This window comes from Phormidesmis priestleyi ULC007 (assembly GCF_001895925.1).
Classification (GTDB): Bacteria; Cyanobacteriota; Cyanobacteriia; order Leptolyngbyales; family Leptolyngbyaceae; genus Phormidesmis_A; species Phormidesmis_A priestleyi_A.
Genome location: NZ_MPPI01000001.1, coordinates 326,447 through 342,135, shown reverse-complemented (window position 1 = coordinate 342,135; position 15,689 = coordinate 326,447). Strand labels below are relative to the sequence as shown.

Genomic DNA, 15,689 nt, shown 5'->3' with positions numbered 1-15,689 from the left:
TCTAGTTGCTGCGTACTAAATTTAGGGGTCAGAACTAATTGTCTTCTCGTCCATTGCTCATTTCGCCCAGAGCCGCCACGATCGTTTCAGCTTCCCCACTAATCCGCCACAGGGTGCGACTGGCTTCTTTGCTCACCAGTTCATATTCTCCTTTAAAGGCTTCGATCAGGGCGGGAATCGCAGACTTGGCATCGGGCCCAATGCAGCCCAAGGCGTAGGCAGCCACCCATCTCACTTGCCAATCTTCATCTTTGAGAGCGTGTGTCAAAGCGGGAACTGCCGATCGCGCAAAATGATTGAAGCTAGAAAGCACCCAAGCCGCCGTGCTGCGAACGTGAGCAGGTTTGGCTTCTAGCGCTGCAATTAAAGCCGGAACTGCCCCGACTCCTAATTTGCCCAAACTCGCGATCGCTTCTCCACTGACGCGGCGATCGTCATCTCCTAGACGCTCTACTAGCGCCGGAATTGCGGTGCGGGCTTCGGGTCCAATCTGTCCGATCGCTCTAGCAACTTCGCGACGAATCTGCCAATCACGGGCTTGAAACTCTCGAATCAGCGCCGGAAGAACCGCTTTAGCAGCCGAGCCAAGTTCTCCAAGCTCACAGATAGCGTCTAGCCGCACTTGCAAATCACCGTTTGCCAAACTAGGAGCAAGGCGACGAATTCGCTGTTCCACCTGGGTGCGTCGGAGAGTCTCTGCACTCAAGCCGACTCGTTTGCCCAATTCTTCTAAAACCATGTCGGGCACATTAATCTCGGCGCTGCGGGTGAGGCAACAGTCTCTCATTGCCAGCAAAAAGCCTTGAATGCTCTCAGGGGCACCGGGCATTGCATCGGCTTGAATCAGCCACTCTTCCCAGAGTTTTTTCTGATCGCGATACAGCTCCACCAGATAGAGCGCTGCCAAACATTCGGCTAACGGATCGAGGGCAAAGCAGATTTGATCTTGGGCAGGCCCGATCGCTTGCACAATTCGCAGCCGCTTTTCTAAATGTTTGAGCCGCGCTTTCACAACTTCACTTTCTGCGCCCGATCGCGCTGCCATTTCTGCCAGAATTGCCTCTCGTTTAGCCGGGGCGGGATGGTAAGACTGCCTCAAACACTCCCAGGCGATGATTTGAGCATCTTTGTGAATGGTGGAATTGTCAGGCTCGTCTTCTGCGGCATCGCGATTGAGTTCGTTGAGATAACTCAGCATCAGGTCTGGAATGTTGTCAGGCAGGTTATCTTCGCTAATTCCTTCTTCTTTGGCGATCATCTGCTCGGCGTAAAGTTTTGCCAGCAGAACGGTAATATTACGCTGACCAACCAGTTTGGAAAGTTGACTACAGGCATCAAAATATTCGGAGTCGGTGAAGAGTTCGCGCTTGCTGCGTTGAGTCAGATAGGCCTCTAAGAACGATGAAAGGCGATTGCCCTCAATCCGCAACGGTTTGACCGTCGTTTTAGGCACTTCGTCTAGGGTTTCTTCAACTCGCGACGTGACGATCAGCGCGTTTGCCGGGAAGTCAGGATGTCCGGGACGAATTTGTTCGCGAGTGGCTTCGCTGAGTTCAGAAAGCCGATCGACGATCACTAAAATTCGTCGCTGTCTCAGCAATTTTTCTAAGAACTCATCTGAAATCGGTTCGGCAGCATCAATCAGCGCTTGCAACTGCCCCCGAATCGCTTCGCGAAACGGTTGTTTATCGGCGGGCAGTTTAAAGTCGAGTTCTTGCTCGATCAAGACAGGCAACATCTGATGCCGACACAGACGCGAGGCGCGATCGTCTGCCATTGCCCATTTTGCTAGGTTACATGCCAAGCTGGTTTTGCCGATGCCACCTTCGCCCCAGATCAGTAGACATTGCCGTCCATCCCAAAAGGTTGAGTGCAAATCTTGGCTCGCTAATTCTGCGATCGTGTTGCCATCGAGTACTACGGGAATGGGAATATAAACTTTACAATCGCTCACCGTATTTTTACGAATAAAAGCTTCACGGGCGACTTCAATCTGTTCTGCGACCCACGCATCGAGTACGCGAGGATGGTAGTGAAACATCGCCAAAAACAACACGGATCGTAGAGGCACTTTGATGCTGCCGCCTAAAGGACTGGGAACCTCAAAATCGGTATAGGGCTTGAGCAGATGGTTGAGTTTCAGTAACCACAGAGGGCGAATCAGCAGCAGCAGACCCCAGAGAGACGGCATCGCCCCTAGGTAGAGCAACACGCCTGCGATCGCCGGATTTGAGCGACTCCACTCAAAAAAGCGCTCAAACAGCCGTGAATCTTTTTGGGTTTTGAGCACACTCAGCGATCGTCGCACCGACGCTAAAACGTCAACATTTTTGGATTGTTCTAAGATCGGCTGGGCAGATTCTAGAGCGGCATAAGCCGATACCAATTCGCTAGTGGTTAGAGACGATGCTGTGTCTTGCAAACTACCTGAGATGTGATCGATCGCGCTGGCTGAACTTAACCGCACGTCAAAATTTTCGTCTTTGAGCGTCTTAACCAGTTCTGAAAGGGCTGATTGAGCTTCAATTCTGCCCAGGGAAGAAGCGGCTTTCGATCGCACATCTTTTTCGGGATCGGACAGTGCTTTCGTCAATTCTGGAACCGCCGATTTAGCGTTGGTGCCAATTTGACCCAGTGCCATTGCTGCCAAAAAGCGTGTGGTGCGATCGCTGTTGGCAAGTGCCTTGGTCAATTCTGGAACGGCTGCACTGGCATCGGCTCCGATTCTACTCAGGGTGCTTGCAGTGGCTACGCGAATTTGGCGATCGGGATCTGACAGCAGTTGAGCCAGGGGCTGCACCACAGGTTTAGCGTCTTGACCAAATCGAGCCAGGGCTTCGATCGCAGTGAGCCGCACCAATTGAGACGGATCTGACAGAGCGGGAATCAGTTCTGGGATCGCCGTTTTTGCATCTGATCCTAAATTGGGAAGCGCATTGATGGTTTGCACTCGCACCAATTTACTAGGATCGTTTAAGGCATTGATCAGATCGGGAACGGCTGCTTTGGCATTGACCCCGATGCTTCCCAGCGCTTTTGCCGCCGCCTGACGCACTTGCTCATCTGAATCTTTGAGGGCATTTCGCAGGTCAGGAACCGCCGCTTTTGCATCGGTTCCCATTTCTCCGATCGCGCTGATCGCAAACAATCGCACTTTTGGCGGCTCTTTGCGGTCTTTGACGACGTAGATCAGTGTCTTGATCGCGGGTGCGCCTTGCTTTTTGAGGGTAGCGATCGCCGAGTCAGACGATGGGCTGTTAGCGAGTTTGTGAATTTGAGCCGCGAGTCCAGCGGTGCTTTGCCCCCGCGCCTTTTGAGGGGTTGCGACCCCTGAAAAGCACAGAAGACTCAACTGAAGCGCTAGAAAAAACGAAGATCGGTTGCGCGTTGCCATGCCGAAACGCCTGCAAGGGGATGAAGGGTACTCATTGCAGGACTGCTGGCAAGCTATTAAATGGAATTTACAGACGCAAGATCACTCTGTCGATGCCGTTGATTAGTCTCGATCGCAGCCCTGATTGGCTCAGTGTTCCCCCAGGAGGCGGATTGATCTCGCAATCTTCACACAGCTATGGGCAAGGTGTGGAATCTACGGAGACAACTGCGATGAATTCCTTAAAAATCTTTGGCAATTTTAGCGCTCGCCTAACTGATCGATTGCATACCGCGCGATCGCCAAACTCATTCGTGCTTGTTCGGTTTCGGACAGATCACTCCAGGCGATCGCCCGAACACTGTTGACCGTCGCATCGACCACATCTGCCCCATCGCTTCGCATCGCATAGGCTAAAGGACGCGCCAACACTTGCAGATCGTCTTCTGCCCAGGTAGGAAGAACGTCTTGAACACACTCAATCAACTGATCAGCGAGGGAATTAGAAGTCTCAACGACTTTTTGAGCTTGCCGCGCAATTGCTGCCAATAGAGCCTGAGGCACCGATACAAATTTTTGAGCCAGGGTAGTCTTTAAGTCTGTTGCTGACCACCGGGCATCTAGATGGCTGAAGAACGACTGCGATCGTTGAGCAATCTCACCGTCATCCCAGTCATCTAAGGAAAATTCTCGTTCGAGTTCTGAAAGAAATGACTCTGCGCTCGGATCGCTCGGATTCCAGGGATAGGATATTTTGCTGGTGGGGGTTTCTGCCACCTCAATCTCAGCCGTATCGATGGATTCGTTCGGATTCCACCGTAGGGTCACATCTTCGGTTTGAAGAAGTGCATTTGCCAAGTCTTGCTCGGTTTGAAGACCTACGATCGAACGAGAACGATTTACTTCACTTGCCATACTGTAATACCCGCATCCACTGAGTCACTGCTGTTGGTGATATCTACAAGTTGCCCGTTACCAATTCCGTAACGATGAATAAATTAGCCCGATCGGGTGATTGATTTGGCTGCGTTTATGCCGAGTCAGGCATTACGGGAGCCGTGATCAAAAATTCTAGCGTAGAATTCTGCGATCCCCCAAATTTTAACTGCACACCTGACTGAAGCAACACCTCTTGGTGATGAACTTTTTGCCACCCGCCACCCGTAAAAACCCAGGTGCCATAGCGAGAAAAGTCACGTAAAAAGTAGGTGGGTTGCCCCGTATCTTGAGAAGCGTTGCGATAAAAAATCTCAGCGTGTTTGCGAGAAATGCCCGGTTCTCCTGGCAAAACCAGGTCATTATCCTCACTCATCCCGACGCGCATCAGCCCACCGCGCACCGTCCAGACTTTTGTTGTCACCAACGATCGCAGAGACGCGATCGCCGATCGTTGTCCAAACTGGCTAGGGTTGGGCGGAAACTGAGTCGCTCCTTCATCCAACGGCTTCAGTAGCTCGCCGTCAAATTCTGGGTGCATATAAAGAACGGGCAGTGTCCAAGCCTGCTGATTAAACTTAAATAATGTCAGGAGATGCTGTCTTGCCACGGCGACAGCTTGGTCGATCGGCATCCGATCTGCCAGCGCTTGGGCAAATGCTTGAATAAAACTGAGTGCCTCTTGATCAGTAATGGGCTCCCGCATTGCTAACACCGCCGGAACCCCGTGATGCAAAAGCACTTCAGCTAAACTGCTGCGCGGAATCGCCTGATAGTTTTGCTCATCAGGTTGTGCCCCCCAGCAAGAGTTAAACACCGCCAGCTTCACCCGACAGCGCGTCAGCACTTGCGCCAACTCTGTGCCATTGATTGCCATATCAGGACGCAGAAAGAGCAAGCCGCCATCGGGCGCAGGTTCTCCATGCCCTGCGTAGAATAGGACGTTGTAGCGATCGGTTTCTAGCTTCTCGATCAGATCCGCCGGAGTAGGTTGGAGTAAAACATCCACCTGACAGGAAGCCGCATATTGGTAAGCGTTGCGATCGGAAGGGTCGCCCAACTTTCCCGGATTTTGCAAGATTTGAGACAGGGCAGAAGCTTCTTGCTCTAGCTTGAGTTTTTTGAGCAACGCCTGACGATCGCGCAATGCCCCGGAAGGTGCATCCTCCAGCCCCCCAGAGATAGACGGAATCGCGGGTGCGGCATCCTGTCCCAACACGAGCAAAATATTCAAACTCTGATCGGTTCTCAGATGCGGCAGGGCATCGACATCGCTGGTGGTGCGACTAAACAAAACTTGTTGACTCAGAGAGATGGCTTGCCTACCTGCCTGACTCTGCATAATCTCCCACGGAATCGCAATCAAATCGGGGTCACGAATATCGAGACGCAGGCGCAGAGATTTGGTTTGTCCGAGCGCAATGCCCTGACTCTGATCAAAACTGCTCTGAATCGACCCTCCCAGTAACCATGCCCACAGATCAATCCCCAGAGTCTGCATCAGTCGGACACCGCGCGAGACGGGCTGCCCCAAAGGAGCGATCGCTTCAGCCGCAGGCAGTGATGGCACCTTAACTTCAGAAACGTGAGGCACTGGCGGCAAGCTGCGGGCAGAAAACAATTCTCTCCAGGCGTGCCAGGTTTGCATCAGTGACTCAGACCAAATGCAGTCACGCAAAACATAGCCACCTTTATAGGGAGCCTCGATCACATGAATCGCAAAGTGACTGGCCTCAGTGGCCCGAAGCCGTTCGATCGCCAGACTTAAACAAGGAATTTCAGACAAAGCCATTCACAACCACAACCCATTCCAACTTATTAAATGGTAGTTGAATCACTCGTTTCGTGAAGACAGCGAACCATGACACCCAATGTTTCATTAGTTTACCGAGCTTCGCCGAAGTTTGCGCCTTAAATCCTACGAGTGGCTCAAGGCGTAGGTGCAGGACTGGCTGACGCAGCGGGAGGAGCACATCGACCTAACTGAGCAGGTTTGAGACTCAGATTTTGGGTGACAAAAGGCCCGACCGTGCGTTCTTCTTGCCAACCAAAGTCTCCGGGCTTCACCGCATTAGCAACTTTACTGCCTCCGGGCACAGAGCAGACTTCAAGCCTCACCCACGAGATGCGATCTTCGGTCGCCTGCTGGTTCACCACCCGCGCGATCGTCCCTGGCACCACGCTGCCGATCGTTTGGTCTGACGCAGGCGGCACCACAGCGTTAGGTTGACGAACCAGTGAGAACAACACAGGAGGTTGAGGGCTGCCAGTAGTAGGACGGTCAAGCAGAATTACCATTCTTGCTTCTAGAGCAGAACTGGTTGAATTGAATGGGGTTGGCGGATCGGGTGAAAGGCTGACGGTCGGAATCGGGGTCGGAAACGAACTTGTCGGCGGCAGACTAACTGGATTTAACGCCACCCGAATTTCGGGCACCAGCAAAACTAGCAGACCCCCGATACCAAACAGCGCCAACAGCATCACCAATAGGGGCAAAAATCGGAAAGACGATCGCGGTCGTTGAATAATTTGGGTCTTCAAAGTAGAGGGTTCAGACGGTAACTCTTCTAAAGACTCGGCAGACCGCGATCGTGGAGATAAAGACGAGGGTTCAGAACTTTGTGAAGTAGCGCGATCCCAATCGATCTGAAGCGGCGCGATCGCCGTCTGATTCAGCGTCACCTGACAGTAAACCAAGCCAACCGTGACGTTATCATGCCCGTTTCGAGTGTTGGCAATCTCGACTAATCGACGGCTTGCGGTTGCTAAAGCAGTGGTGCCATCCAAAATTGGGACAATTTCCTCTTCCCAGCATTCATCGACGCGATCGTGGTCACTTAACCCATCTGAGCAGAGCAAAAAGACACAATCCTCGTCCAAAACAAATCGTTGCACTGTCGGATGGAGAAAGTTAGAACTACTCATGCCCAACGCCTGCACAAGAGCGCCAGAAGAGGGCTGTTGCAGAGCATTTCGATAAAGGGCATACCCTAACCTGACTTCTCTCGACGCGACATCATCATCTAAAGTGACCTGATAGCAGCCAGTTCGGGTAATTCGATAAGCGCGGCTGTCTCCAACGTGATTGATCAAAAGCTCATGGGCGTGGGCAAGTGCCATGACGACGGTCGTTCCCATTCGCTGGCGTTCTTGACGATGTTCTTGATCGTTACGTTGCGAAATTACGTCGTTTGCGGACAGGGCAGCTTGTTCTAGCCCACTGACGAGGGTAGCTGCATCGGGGTCTGTTTCTGAGAGTAGCGTTTCAGCTTGAGTTTGCAGGGTGGCGATCGCTAACCCCGATGCCACTTCTCCGCCTTCGTGTCCGCCAATTCCGTCACAGACAATCACTACAGGGTTTGAAGCTGCGTCTCCGATCTTGAAGGAAAGATGACTTCCACTCGCGGGATAGCATGCGTCTTCGTTACTCTGGCGACTCGGGCCCTGGTCAGTAAAGGTGGCAATTTGAATCGTTCTAGTTTGACCCTGACCATAATGAGTCATTCCCTGATCCAGCCGATCTAATAATTGATCAGCAGTTCTAATCTGCCCCTGGATCATTTGCTGACAGAGTTGAGTCAAAAAGTCTGAGATCGGATCAGCAGGGTTTTGTTGCCACTGTGCCCAAAACTGTCCCAACTGGGTTAAATCAGGAGTTCCTTGAGTGTCGGGCTGCAAGTCTAACAATCGGACAAAAGAGGCATCCACCCGCAGCAAATCCGAGGTCAGCAATGTAGAAGCCACGTTCTCTCGGCAAAACGGCTCCCACAACTGGGCGATTTGCCAGAGCCAGTTAAGCTGCCGTAACGGGTCGCTCTCTGTCCAGAGACTCGTCAATTTTGGCATCAGACTGCCTGCAAGCTCATTTCCTGACTTTAGCTTTGCCCCATCTGGATAGATTGCAGCATCTTCTAGCAAAAGCAGCGTAGAGGTCGATCGCGGTGCTGTCACCATTCCATAAATCTGCGGCACATGCAGTCGAGATGGCGACAACCGCAAATAGACTTCCCAGCTAACCGGAATTTCGACTGGACTTTCAGGCGGAAACCCTGGTTTGGTATCCAGTAAAACTTGACCCGTTTTGAGCAGATAGCGATCGCCCACCAACTCCCTAGGCTTAAATATTTCTAACCCAGACCCTACTGCCCACAAATACCGTTTAATCAGCGGCGATCGACACTTATGACAAAACTGATGGCTTTCTGAATTGAGAGCCTGACAGAAAAAATTAGAACACTGAAGAATGGGCGGGTCGTTTTGCATTGAGGTTGATGGGTGTTGTCTTGCAATTTGGCTCGACGGTTCACCTAAAGACGGTTCTTGACACCCTCTATGTTAAACGCAAGCCTTTCGCGCTTGACCAACAACCCTCTAGAATTAAGTCACAATAAGTACATATACACAGTCTAGGAACAAATTATATGGCGCAGAGCGAATCTCAAGCGCAGGCACCGCTCTCCGATCGGGAACTGCAAGTCATTGAGTTAGTAGCTGCTGGCTTAACTAACCAAGATATTGCTGAAAAGCTAGAAATTAGCAAGCGCACGGTTGACAACCATATCAGCAATATCTTAACCAAGACTGAAACAGACAATCGGGTGGCGCTCGTGCGCTGGGCGTTGCAGTGGGGCAAAGTCTGTCTTGACGAAGTAAACTGCTGCGTTTTGCCTCCTTACCGAGAAAACGGCACTGCTCTCTAGATGAGACAATTTTGAAGAAGTGTCTAAACTAGGAGCGTTGGAGTTGAAATATCAGGTTCAGTGTTTAGGGTTGCCGTTGGCAGTTTATCGAGAAGTGGCAGCGCATTTGTCTCAGGTTGATGGAGTAAAGACTGGTTTGGTATCGCAGCGATCGTCACAGTTTGACTACAACCAGAGTCAGATCGAAAGTTTGTGGATTCAGGTTTTAGACTCTGCAACGTCGGCTTCTCAAGCGCGAGTCGAGCAAATTTTGGCTTACTATGGCGATCGCTATGGTGCCTGGAAAGACACTCAGACTGAGTAAAGTTTTCACTATTTTTTCAACTAAGGTTCATGAGTTCAATTCAAGCAAGCCGGGGAACGCGAGACATCTTGCCCGATGAGGTGAGTTATTGGCAACGAGTCGAAACGATCGTGCGTGAAATTCTGGTGCGGGCTGCCTATCAAGAAATTCGCACCCCGATCTTTGAGCAAACCGCTTTGTTTGAGCGCGGCATGGGCGAGGCGACTGATGTCGTCAACAAAGAAATGTACACCTTTAAAGATCGCGGCGATCGCTCCCTAACCATTCGGCCTGAAGGCACGGCCGGAGTAGCGCGATCCTATATCGAGCATAATCTCCATGCCCAAGGAGGAGTGCAGCGCCTCTGGTATGCCGGGGCGATGTTTCGCTATGAGCGCCCTCAAGCGGGTCGGCAGCGACAGTTTCATCAATTGGGTGTTGAGGTATTGGGAAGTGGAGACGTGCGGGCAGATGCCGAAGCGATCGCTCTTGCTACCGAGATTTTGCAAACGCTGGGCTTAAAAGATTTGCGGTTAGATCTGAACTCGATCGGAGATGCAAACGATCGTCAAACTTATCGAGAAGCGTTGGTCAATTATCTGACTCCCTTTAAAGAAGAGTTAGACGCTGACTCTCAAGATCGTCTGACTCGCAATCCTCTACGAATTCTTGACAGTAAAGATCCCCGCACTCAAACCATTCTGGATCAGGCACCGAGCATTTTAGACTATCTCGGTTCCGATTCTCAGCGACGGTTCGATCGGGTTCAACAGCTATTGAGTGATTTAGGCATCGCCTGCAACATCAATTCCCGTCTCGTTCGCGGCTTAGACTACTACACCCACACCGTTTTTGAGATTCAGTCTGATGATTTGGGCGCACAGGCGACGGTTTGCGCGGGGGGGCGCTATGACGGACTCGTTTCAGAACTTGGTGGGCCTGAAACCCCGGCGATCGGTTGGGCAATGGGACTAGAGCGCTTGATTTTGCTCCTGCAACAGATTCAGCCAGTCAGCCCTTCTAAAGTAGACTTTTATGTCGTGTCTAGAGGCGAGAAGGCAGAGTCTCAGGCGCTCATATTGGCACAATTACTGCGACGATCGGGCTTCACAATCGAACTCGATTTAAGCGGTAGTGCCTTTGGTAAACAGTTTAAGCGGGCCGATCGCAGTGGTGCCGTTGCCTGTCTAATTTTGGGCGATAGTGAAGCAGAAACCAAAACCGTACAGCTAAAGTGGCTGAAAAGTGGCGAACAAACGGCGATCGAGCAGTCTGCTCTTTTAGAGACGATTGCTGACCTTCGCACTAAGATCTCTCACCTGAAAGACGAAAACTAGCAAAGATTAGTGAATTTTTCTAACGCTCATGACTCGTTTTTAAGAATGCGTCCCCCTGCCTGCTTAAAATGAGTGTCAAATTCTTCTGTCACTTTTCAAAGTGTTAGGAAATATTAAACTATGACTGAGCAGCTCATTAAACCTTACAACGGCGATCCATTTACAGGGCATCTTTCAACCCCTATCAGTGACTCTCCCTTTACTCGCACATTTATTGGTAACCTGCCTGCCTATCGCAAAGGGCTATCTCCCCTGCTGCGTGGGCTAGAAATCGGTTTAGCTCACGGCTACTTCGTGATCGGCCCTTGGGTGAAGCTAGGCCCCCTGCGTGACTCTGATGTCGCCAATGTGGGTGGGCTGATCTCTGGTGAGGCGCTTGTCTTGATCGCCACTCTTTGCCTCTCAGCTTATGGTCTCGTGACCTTTCAGGGAGATCACGATCACACCTCTAAAGATTCTCTACAGTCTGCTGATGGCTGGAGCCATTTTACTGGCGGGTTTTTCGTCGGCGCAACGAGTAGCGCGTTTGTTGCCTACTTGCTGTTGACCAACTTCTCGATCATCGATGGCATCTTCCGAGGCGGATTTAACTAATCTCACCTCGACACTTAATCTGATCTGAGAGCCTGTTTGCTGACAACATTCAGGCTCTTTTTCAGTGTTTGGGCTGAGACTCAGGTAGAATGCCTGTCATGAGGCAGGTTAAATAACAGCCTAGAACCACTAAATGCGGGGTAGAAAGCTCCTCGAATATGCCTGAGATGGAGTATTGGGAATTTCTCTTACAAAAAGAAGGCGATCGCTCTTGGTTGCCCCTCGAATCTCCTGATGTGGAAATTCTAGAAGGTCGCTATCGCGTGGTGGCTCGATCGAGCCGCAAAAATAGCAATGTCGAAGTTCGGATTATTCATCAAGCGACGGTCGAAGTTCCGCCAAAACGCCGCACTCAGCAGCGATCGAATCGCACCAATGTAGATGGACTGGTGGTGGTGATTCCCTACACGACGCTTAAACCCGGCACCTGGGAACTCAATTGCTCTGGCGATTTGATGTCGGAGCTAATGGGCAATAGCTGGCAATATTCTGTGCAGCTTCATGTGGTGGCGATCGAAGCTGAAGAAGAGTGGGAACCCGATTGGCAAACGCCCTCTGAGCCAGTCGAATCGACGATCGACGTTACAGATCCGATCCCAGAATCAGCGACTTCTGATCTGCCTGAAATCCCTATTGAGCCAGACGCTGCAACGGGATCGTCAGTCGATCGCTTGCTACAAATCACAGAGCAACTCGCCCAAGAAACTCAACGAGTAGCGCAACTGCCGCCGCTGCAAATTGTCCTCACTCAAGAAACTTATATTGCTCGTCGTGGGCAACCCTTGACGCTTTCAGGTCAGATTATTCCTGTGACTGAGGCAGAAGCGTCTGTCGTGCTTGCCCAGGCTGAAATCAAAATTTGCTTTCGCGACCCCCAAAGCGCTCAAGTTTTGCTAGAAACTCGCGAATCGATTCTGAATCAACCGATTCCGACTCCGATCACCTGTCGCTTGACGCTACCTTCTGAATTTAAAACTCAGTTGATTCTAGGTGAAGTGACTCTCTATGACTTGACCTCAGACCCGCCGATCGCACTTGCCAATCAGTCTTTCACGTTGACGGCTGATGCTGATGAGTTGTTAGAGACGATCGCTAACCACCCGATCGCTGACGAAGAAGAACTAGAGCAATCCTTAGAGTCTGCTGCCAACCCCGAACCTCCGCCTGCGTCTCCTAGCCTGAATCTGACATTCTTAAATCTTGTCTCGGCTCCCAAAGAGACTCCCAGTTTCAAATACGCATCTGATCAGCCGCTTCCGCCTCAACTCCATCAGTCAGCCTCGGCTCCAGAAGGCAAAAGAGGTCTGGATCTACCATCGTTTGCTGCGCCTATTATTGAATCTGCCAGTGCTGAAGCCGCGATCGTTCCCGAAGTTGAGAATGCTGATGCGATCGCTACCCCAACTCAGCCCCAATTAACTGATGTATCCGAATTAGAAGCGCTGCCTGAAGCCCAAACCCCTGGCGCAATTTCTAAAGTGTCTCCCGTTCAATCCGCTTTTCAGGCGTTAAATATTCAGGGTCGATTCCTCGATCGTCTCAACTCGCTGGCATCAGACACAGAGTTATCTGAAGAATTAAGAGAGGCAGCTCCTCAGCCAGAAAGCGCAGTTTTAGTTGAAGAATCCGCTTCTGATGGGGCGGCTGTTCCTTCAGATAACTCTGAAGTGGCAATGTTGCCCTCGTCTCTAGAAGAAGACTTATTGAATCAAGAAGTTTTAGTTGATGAATATGAGGAGCGTGAAGAATTGCTCGTCGAAGATATCCCGACTCTTCAAAGACCGCTTCAGACATCGGCACCTCAGATTTCAAATCCCTTACTGTTACCAACCGACGAAGACGTTCCAACGCCCAGTTTAGATGTAGCGAGTGAAGAACTGATTGCGGGTCAAGCGATCGTAGTTCGGGCAAAACTCCCTAATCTGCGGCCCCGCTTCTACGTCAAGTTTTGGATCAATGACCGCCAAACCCGCGCGTTGTTAGATGGCCCCCGCTGGCTTGTCGATTTTGCACCCAACGGTTTAGGCGACTTAGAAGCCAGCACTCAGCTCACGGTGCCGTTTGGTAGTTTAGAGATTCAACTCGAAGCGATCGCCGTTGAAGTGGCAACTCAGCGCGAAAGTCATAAAGTGGTGCTCGATCGCGCCGTGATTCCTCCCGACTTACCTAATCTCTCGCTCGACGAATTTGAGGCGTGACAAAAAATAAATGTGTTAAGAATTCTAAGAACCTCGAATCTGAGACACCCTTCGCAGGTAACTTCAAAGATGGACTCATCTAACAACTAGTAGGAAAATACTTTATGACAGGTTCATACGCAGCATCATATCTGCCCTGGATTCTGATCCCCGTTGTTACCTGGCTCTTGCCGATCGTCGTCATGGGCTTGCTGTTCTTATACATTGAGCGCGAAGATCCCACTGGCATCTAAGCCAGCATCAAAACAAAAGCCGCTTATCCCTTAAGGTTAGGCGGCTTTCTTTTTGTTAAACAGATTGCTTAAACTAAGCTCAGGTCATCCTACATAGAGGAGCCTAACCCTGCATAAGCGCCGTAGAAGAAAAGACCCAAAATACCTATAATCCCTGTCCCTGCTACAGTTGCAACAATCCAAAGGGGAATTCTTCCACCAGTACCCACAGTTTTTACCTCCTAACAAGCAAGCGATTTGTAGATGACTTTAGACAGATTTGATTGTCTAAAACTTTTGATTAATTGAAGAAATAGCTAGAGAAAAGAATCCCCAGCGAAAAGATTGCCAATAAACCCAAATAGAGTGATGTTCTATTTAGCTCAACAGGCTGTTTGTTGGGGTTGGAAGATTTGACTGCCATTGCTTTTACCTATCGTTGAATAAACTGCATGGACGCGATCGCACCCAAAAAGAACACGGAAGGAATGGCTAGCGTGTGAACGGCTATCCATCTCACCGTAAAAATGGGATAGACCACGGGTTGATTGGGAGAATTGCTGGTCATAGTGTTTAAACCAATTGAGTGAAAAACTACTTCTTGTCTTTTTCGTTTATGAACTGGTCAACTTGCTGCTTTGCCTCAAAGCGGTTGTTGACGATCGGCACTTCTTGGCGGGCCGCAGGAAAATATTCGTTAGGGCGAGGCGTGCCAAACGCGTCATATGCCAAGCCTGTGCTGACAAACAACCAACCTGCCACAAACAAAGCCGGAATGGTGATGCTATGAATCACCCAATAACGAATACTTGTAACAATGTCACCAAACGGACGCTCTCCGGTAGTACCAGCCATTTAGATTCCTCCACTGACAACAATCAAAAGCCTTATAAATATCATAAGGGACGATAGAAATCCCCACAAGCAAACCTTCTAAATTTGCAATTTGTAACCGCTGATTTTCTTCAAAACTAAGCGTTAAAAAGCACCATTAACGCGCTACAAATTGCAATGGGGATCAGGCAGCTTGTGTGCTTCCTTGATATCTCAATAGCGTGCCTCGCTGACCAATGATAAAGCCTTGCTCAGGGCTAAGAAACACGATTCGATAAAGGTTAGCTGGGACGTTTTCAACCTCCTTGTCTTTCTGCCAGGTTTTGCCGCCGTCAAAACTGCCTAGCAAGTTGCCGCTGCCGCCCACAACCCAAAGCTCATCAGGGGTGCGGTAAGCCAAATCCAACAGACCCCAACTTGTGCCAAACTCAGGGTTTTGAACTTCTTGCCAGTCTTCTGGGTCACTAGAACTCGTAAACTGCACCTGTCCGCCCCGCGCCAACATCCACAGGCGACCATCTTTGGTAAAGCCCATGCTCTGCACACGCCGAGAGCTATTGCGGTTGTAGGGGTGCCAAGCTTGATCGCCCGGTTCCCAGACTGAAAAGAAGTTTCCTCTCGAAGACACTGCGACATATTTGCCGTCATCGGCCCGATCGAGACTCCGAACCACGCCAAACGCTTCAGCCACCATTGCCTTCCAGTTGCGACCGCCATCGGCTGTCTGATAAATGGCACCTAGATCGGTCGTCATTTCAGCACTATTTGCGCCCCTTGCCAGAATGGTGCTAGGTGCCCCCGGAAGCTTCTCGCTCAGAGGAATTTGCGCCCAAGATTTGCCACCATCGTTGGTATGCAATAGAAGGGAGGGCTGTCCAGTCACCCAGCCTTCTTGACCCGAAAAGCTCACCGAACTCAATCGATAATTCTGTTCACCGAGATCGAGCTTGCGCGGTTCCCAAGTCTTTCCACCGTCGTTAGTTTCTAAAAGCGATGAATTCGTGCCCACGAGCCAACCGTGGTTTGTGTCACCTGTAAAGCCGATATCTAAAAGATTTTCTTCAACTGGGAGGGAAATGATTTCCCAGGGGTTATCGCTCAAAGTCGGCAAAAAAGTTTTACAGCCAGTCGTTAGCAATGCGATCGCTAATAAGATGACAAGTTGTTTCCAGGCTCTCATAATCCACTGCATCGCTTCTAATCTCTGATACACAATTTACGT

Annotated in this window: 15 protein-coding genes; 6 read left to right on the top strand and 9 right to left on the bottom strand. The window is 50.5% G+C overall.

Going from position 1 to position 15,689, the window contains the following annotated elements; translation table 11 throughout:
* Positions 1-34: 34 nt before the first annotated feature.
* From BRW63_RS01530 to BRW63_RS01515, 4 genes are all read right to left on the bottom strand, one after another.
* Positions 35-3,394: a HEAT repeat domain-containing protein gene (locus BRW63_RS01530; RefSeq protein WP_073069134.1), complete on the bottom strand. Its 3,360-nt coding sequence runs from the start codon at positions 3,392-3,394 to the stop codon at positions 35-37.
* A gap of 240 nt (positions 3,395-3,634) precedes the next feature.
* On the bottom strand, positions 3,635-4,288 hold the full coding sequence (locus tag BRW63_RS01525; protein ID WP_219898275.1) for a hypothetical protein: 654 nt from the start codon (positions 4,286-4,288) through the stop codon (positions 3,635-3,637).
* A gap of 115 nt (positions 4,289-4,403) precedes the next feature.
* Positions 4,404-6,101 carry a CHAT domain-containing protein gene (locus BRW63_RS01520; RefSeq protein WP_073069133.1) on the bottom strand — a complete coding sequence of 566 codons (1,698 nt, stop codon included), beginning with the start codon at positions 6,099-6,101 and terminating at the stop codon, positions 4,404-4,406.
* A gap of 137 nt (positions 6,102-6,238) precedes the next feature.
* Positions 6,239-8,572, bottom strand: a complete 2,334-nt coding sequence (locus BRW63_RS01515) for a PP2C family protein-serine/threonine phosphatase (RefSeq protein ID WP_083582614.1) — start codon at positions 8,570-8,572, stop codon at positions 6,239-6,241.
* 158 nt (positions 8,573-8,730) lie between these two features.
* Here BRW63_RS01515 and pedR point away from each other — a divergent pair, with 158 nt between their 5' ends.
* From pedR to BRW63_RS01485, 6 genes are all read left to right on the top strand, one after another.
* Entirely contained in the window at positions 8,731-9,009 is a 279-nt protein-coding gene (pedR, locus tag BRW63_RS01510; RefSeq protein ID WP_073069132.1) for a photosynthetic electron transport-dependent transcriptional regulator PedR, read from the top strand.
* 19 nt (positions 9,010-9,028) lie between these two features.
* Positions 9,029-9,313: a hypothetical protein gene (locus tag BRW63_RS01505; protein ID WP_073069131.1), complete on the top strand. Its 285-nt coding sequence runs from the start codon at positions 9,029-9,031 to the stop codon at positions 9,311-9,313.
* A gap of 29 nt (positions 9,314-9,342) precedes the next feature.
* On the top strand, positions 9,343-10,629 hold the full coding sequence (gene hisS, locus BRW63_RS01500) for a histidine--tRNA ligase (protein WP_073069130.1): 1,287 nt from the start codon (positions 9,343-9,345) through the stop codon (positions 10,627-10,629).
* Between the two features lie 120 nt (positions 10,630-10,749).
* The gene (locus BRW63_RS01495; RefSeq protein ID WP_073069129.1) at positions 10,750-11,223 is read left to right on the top strand and encodes a photosystem I reaction center protein subunit XI; all 474 of its coding nucleotides are present in this window, start codon (positions 10,750-10,752) and stop codon (positions 11,221-11,223) included.
* Positions 11,224-11,381: 158 nt separating this feature from the next.
* Positions 11,382-13,421 carry a hypothetical protein gene (locus BRW63_RS01490; protein ID WP_106253883.1) on the top strand — a complete coding sequence of 680 codons (2,040 nt, stop codon included), beginning with the start codon at positions 11,382-11,384 and terminating at the stop codon, positions 13,419-13,421.
* A gap of 104 nt (positions 13,422-13,525) precedes the next feature.
* Positions 13,526-13,654: a photosystem I reaction center subunit VIII gene (locus BRW63_RS01485; protein ID WP_073069127.1), complete on the top strand. Its 129-nt coding sequence runs from the start codon at positions 13,526-13,528 to the stop codon at positions 13,652-13,654.
* 89 nt (positions 13,655-13,743) lie between these two features.
* Here the strand turns inward: BRW63_RS01485 and BRW63_RS01480 are convergent, their stop codons facing one another.
* The 5 genes from BRW63_RS01480 to BRW63_RS01460 form a co-directional block, all read right to left on the bottom strand.
* Complete coding sequence (locus BRW63_RS01480; RefSeq protein WP_073069126.1) at positions 13,744-13,863, bottom strand: photosystem II reaction center protein J; 120 nt, start codon at positions 13,861-13,863, stop codon at positions 13,744-13,746.
* Positions 13,864-13,934: 71 nt separating this feature from the next.
* Positions 13,935-14,057 carry a photosystem II reaction center protein L gene (locus BRW63_RS01475; protein WP_073069125.1) on the bottom strand — a complete coding sequence of 41 codons (123 nt, stop codon included), beginning with the start codon at positions 14,055-14,057 and terminating at the stop codon, positions 13,935-13,937.
* Positions 14,058-14,066: 9 nt separating this feature from the next.
* On the bottom strand, positions 14,067-14,201 hold the full coding sequence (gene psbF / locus BRW63_RS01470; protein WP_073069124.1) for a cytochrome b559 subunit beta: 135 nt from the start codon (positions 14,199-14,201) through the stop codon (positions 14,067-14,069).
* A gap of 26 nt (positions 14,202-14,227) precedes the next feature.
* Entirely contained in the window at positions 14,228-14,488 is a 261-nt protein-coding gene (psbE, locus tag BRW63_RS01465) for a cytochrome b559 subunit alpha (protein ID WP_073069123.1), read from the bottom strand.
* Between the two features lie 163 nt (positions 14,489-14,651).
* Positions 14,652-15,659 carry a photosynthesis system II assembly factor Ycf48 gene (locus BRW63_RS01460; RefSeq protein ID WP_219898273.1) on the bottom strand — a complete coding sequence of 336 codons (1,008 nt, stop codon included), beginning with the start codon at positions 15,657-15,659 and terminating at the stop codon, positions 14,652-14,654.
* Between the last annotated feature and the right edge of the window lie 30 nt (positions 15,660-15,689).

Bases quoted from the DNA above. Each gene is read 5' to 3' on its own strand.
- BRW63_RS01530 (WP_073069134.1), bottom strand. From the start codon at position 3,394: ATGGCAACGCGCAACCGATCTTCGTTTTTTCTAGCGCTTCAGTTGAGT.
- BRW63_RS01525 (WP_219898275.1), bottom strand. From the start codon at position 4,288: ATGGCAAGTGAAGTAAATCGTTCTCGTTCGATCGTAGGTCTTCAAACC.
- BRW63_RS01520 (WP_073069133.1), bottom strand. From the start codon at position 6,101: ATGGCTTTGTCTGAAATTCCTTGTTTAAGTCTGGCGATCGAACGGCTT.
- BRW63_RS01515 (WP_083582614.1), bottom strand. From the start codon at position 8,572: ATGCAAAACGACCCGCCCATTCTTCAGTGTTCTAATTTTTTCTGTCAG.
- pedR (WP_073069132.1), top strand. From the start codon at position 8,731: ATGGCGCAGAGCGAATCTCAAGCGCAGGCACCGCTCTCCGATCGGGAA.
- hisS (WP_073069130.1), top strand. From the start codon at position 9,343: ATGAGTTCAATTCAAGCAAGCCGGGGAACGCGAGACATCTTGCCCGAT.
- BRW63_RS01495 (WP_073069129.1), top strand. From the start codon at position 10,750: ATGACTGAGCAGCTCATTAAACCTTACAACGGCGATCCATTTACAGGG.
- BRW63_RS01490 (WP_106253883.1), top strand. From the start codon at position 11,382: ATGCCTGAGATGGAGTATTGGGAATTTCTCTTACAAAAAGAAGGCGAT.
- BRW63_RS01485 (WP_073069127.1), top strand. From the start codon at position 13,526: ATGACAGGTTCATACGCAGCATCATATCTGCCCTGGATTCTGATCCCC.
- BRW63_RS01475 (WP_073069125.1), bottom strand. From the start codon at position 14,057: ATGGCAGTCAAATCTTCCAACCCCAACAAACAGCCTGTTGAGCTAAAT.
- psbF (WP_073069124.1), bottom strand. From the start codon at position 14,201: ATGACCAGCAATTCTCCCAATCAACCCGTGGTCTATCCCATTTTTACG.
- psbE (WP_073069123.1), bottom strand. From the start codon at position 14,488: ATGGCTGGTACTACCGGAGAGCGTCCGTTTGGTGACATTGTTACAAGT.
- BRW63_RS01460 (WP_219898273.1), bottom strand. From the start codon at position 15,659: ATGCAGTGGATTATGAGAGCCTGGAAACAACTTGTCATCTTATTAGCG.